Source organism: Nostoc sp., assembly GCF_036917415.1.
In the GTDB taxonomy this organism is placed as follows: Bacteria; Cyanobacteriota; Cyanobacteriia; order Cyanobacteriales; family Nostocaceae; genus Nostoc.
On the sequence record NZ_JBALDJ010000039.1, the window covers coordinates 1 to 3,060 of the forward strand.

A 3,060-nucleotide genomic window follows, 5' to 3' on the forward strand; every position below is an offset into this window, starting at 1 on the left:
ACTGTTTTTTACAAAATGATTTTGGTACGCACAATGCCAAAGTTATTGTTCTTGTTGCCATAAATAAAGACATTGATAGCCATAGTAAATGACTATTATGGAAATACATTGCTGTAATTGCTGATGGAATAAAACCGATTACAGTGGCTTTTAGCATAGCTTGACGAAGTGTATGACCTTGAGTCAACCCTAGAAAATAACCGTCTAGCGCATAAGCGACTGAGCCAAAACCTAAAACTGGTAACAACCAAGGAATATAAGAGCGTAAATTATTGATAATTTCAGTATGATTAGTCAGCAATCTTAACAGTGATTCTGGGGCAAAAATAAATGCAGTAGAAAACACTAATCCGATAACCAAGCTACTGACTACAGAAGTTTGCAACAGTTGTTTTAAAGAAGTAATATTTCCACTACCTTGAAAAATTCCAGCCAAGCTCTCAGTAGCGAATGCCAAGCCATCAATGAAATATGCTGCCAAGCTCACAACTTGCATCAGCAGGGTATTTGCCGCCAGAATTTCAGTTCCTAACATAGAACTAAGGTTGCTAAACATCGCCATTGTCGAAATTAAAGCAAAAGTCCGAATAATAATTTCTCCATTCACCATGAAAGCTGATTTTAAAGCAGACAGGTCAAATAGTTCCCCAATTAAAGCTTGTATTTGTTTAAATGAAATTGTTTGACAATATAGCAAAATACCTGCCATCAGCATCAGATACTGACTAGTGGCTGTCGCTAACCCAGCTCCTCTACTTGACCATCTCCACTGAACAATAAATAGATAATCTAGTAGTACATTTGCACAATTGCTAATAGCTGAAAGCAACAACACTTTACTACTTTGTGCTTGTCCAAGAAACCAACCAATCAAGACAAAATTAATCAATGTTGCTGGGGCACCCCACACTAAAGCATTATAGAAATCGACTCCAGAACTTTTAACTTCTGGTGTAGCACTTAGAATTGCAAACCCTAATATTTGTAAAGGTTGTTGAAATATCAGGATGGCGAGTCCTAATATCAGTGCTAAAATTCCATGCTGTAAACCAATCAATACTGCCGATTGGTTATCTTTACGCCCTATAGCCTGTGCAACCATTCCAGTTGTACCCATGCGTAAGAAACCGAATGTCCAATAAATATAATTGAATAAAATTGTTGCCAGTGCCACACCTGCTAAATGACGAATCTCCGTTAAATGTCCTAAAAACATTACATCTATTAGTCCTGCCAACGGAACCATTAGATTTGAAAGAACATTTACAGATGCAAGTTTTAGAAAATGGTGGATGAATACTGAACGTTGAGCAAAGATAGACAAAATTACTAAATCCCTTGACCCCTGCTAGAAATTGTAATTTAGAAATAACAATACTAACTAAGCTGTTCCACATTTAAATTGCATATACTGGTCAGGCAGGATGCTTACCTACAAGAGTTATCGATATCTAGCAGCCTATTCTCCCACAATGCGATCGTTTGGAAAAACCTATCAAATCGCTTATCGGTTACATAAAAGCGATCGCATCTGCGGGTTTTTAAACCAAGTAAAGGTACAACTTGAGGATTTGCTGTGTAGGCGATGGCCTAATTACACCTGATCGGGGTTCAAGAAGAACAGCACCGTCAAGCATTGTCTTCTGCTTGTGGGGTTGCCTAACAAGCACCAAAAAATCGCCCCTCGGTTTGCCGGAAAATACTCCCCAATTTTGGACAGGATTTGCGATAAAGTATTCGATTCCATGTTGCTTTCTCTTCCCTTTTTTGTATTTGCAGATAAATTCATCAAATATTATTGTTAGTTAAGAATGAAGATGAATAGAGAACGGAGGCAGCAGATCATGAACGACCGGAATTTGCCCTGGTCAGGCAGATGTCGTTGTGGACAGATACGGCTTCAGGTGAGTGCCCCGCCTTTGCTGACAATGGCTTGTCACTGCACGGGTTGCCAGCGAATGACCGCCAGCGCTTTTTCTTTAAGCGTTGCGATTCCAAGCGTTGGGTTCTCAATACTCAAAGGTCAGCCGACCATCGGCGGTTTGCATGGCGCAACCCGCCATTACTTCTGCCCACACTGCATGAGTTGGATATTTACTCGGCCTGAAGGAATGGACGAGTTCGTTAACCTTCGGGTGACGATGCTGGATGATGTGTCATGGTTCACGCCTTTCATCGAAACTTGGACAAGGGAAAAGCTGACATGGGCGACGACCTCTGCGGTTCATAGCTTCGAGACCCTGCCCAAAGAAGAAGACTATGCTTCCCTGATAGAAGAATACACCAAGCAAGCATCGAAACCTTTATGATGACTGGAACTTGAAACCTTCCCTAATCTTCGACCCCTTTCAGGAGCTACTTGCTCTGTTGCGCTCAATGTGAAGGTGATGTTGGGTGGAGTCTTCTACACATCCTTGGCGGTTTGGGGTCGGTGGTGAAAATGATTAAGTTACGCCCGTAGATTCATTGTGAAGATACACGCCAAATCTTAATACTACCATCCTGCCCAGCACTAGCGAGTGTTTTACCATTGGGATTGAAAGCGACAGACCAAACTTGTAACTTGTGTGCTGTAAAAGTGCTGATTTCTTTACCAGTAGTGACATTCCATAATTTAACAGTGCCATCCCGGCTACCACTAGCCAGTAGTGTTCCATCTGGGCTAAAGGCAACAGTTCTGACTTCACCTTGATGACCAGTAAAAGTGTGAATGAGTTTACCATCATTAATATTCCACAGCTTAATTGCATTGTCTCGAATGCCAGTAGCTAGAGTGTTTCTATCTGGGCTAATAGCGACAGCATAAATTGATGATTTCGCATCGAAACTGGCTGTTCGTTTACCAGTTTTCACATTCCACGACTGAAGCATAGAACCATTTGTAGCAAATAAGGTCTTACCATCCTGGCTAAAAGTGGCTGGTTCAATCTTGAAGTTCTCAAATCCTTTTTGATAAGCGTCAGGGTCCAGGGTTAGCGCGTCTCAAACCCTATTGACAAAAGGACTTGCCTGATAGGCAATCAAGTTGGAAACAAAGTGGGACTATCCGGGCTAGGGTAA

4 protein-coding genes are annotated in these 3,060 nt (G+C 41.5%); 2 read left to right on the forward strand and 2 right to left on the reverse strand.

The genetic code is table 11. The annotated features are described in order from the left end of the window. Positions 1-1,324, reverse strand: a 1,324-nt coding sequence (gene gntT / locus V7K41_RS07105) for a guanitoxin biosynthesis MATE family efflux transporter GntT (RefSeq protein ID WP_334846770.1), incomplete at its 3' end; no start/stop codon positions are given. 100 nt (positions 1,325-1,424) lie between these two features. Here gntT and V7K41_RS07110 point away from each other — a divergent pair. Both V7K41_RS07110 and V7K41_RS07115 read left to right on the forward strand, forming a co-directional pair. Further along, on the forward strand, positions 1,425-1,604 hold the full coding sequence (locus tag V7K41_RS07110; RefSeq protein ID WP_334846772.1) for a hypothetical protein: 180 nt from the start codon (positions 1,425-1,427) through the stop codon (positions 1,602-1,604). A gap of 240 nt (positions 1,605-1,844) precedes the next feature. Then, positions 1,845-2,309, forward strand: coding sequence for a GFA family protein (locus V7K41_RS07115; protein WP_442943144.1), 465 nt, complete (start codon positions 1,845-1,847; stop codon positions 2,307-2,309). 154 nt (positions 2,310-2,463) lie between these two features. Here V7K41_RS07115 and V7K41_RS07120 read toward each other — a convergent pair whose 3' ends face one another. Further along, positions 2,464-2,970 carry a WD40 repeat domain-containing protein gene (locus V7K41_RS07120; RefSeq protein ID WP_442943145.1) on the reverse strand — a complete coding sequence of 169 codons (507 nt, stop codon included), beginning with the start codon at positions 2,968-2,970 and terminating at the stop codon, positions 2,464-2,466. Between the last annotated feature and the right edge of the window lie 90 nt (positions 2,971-3,060).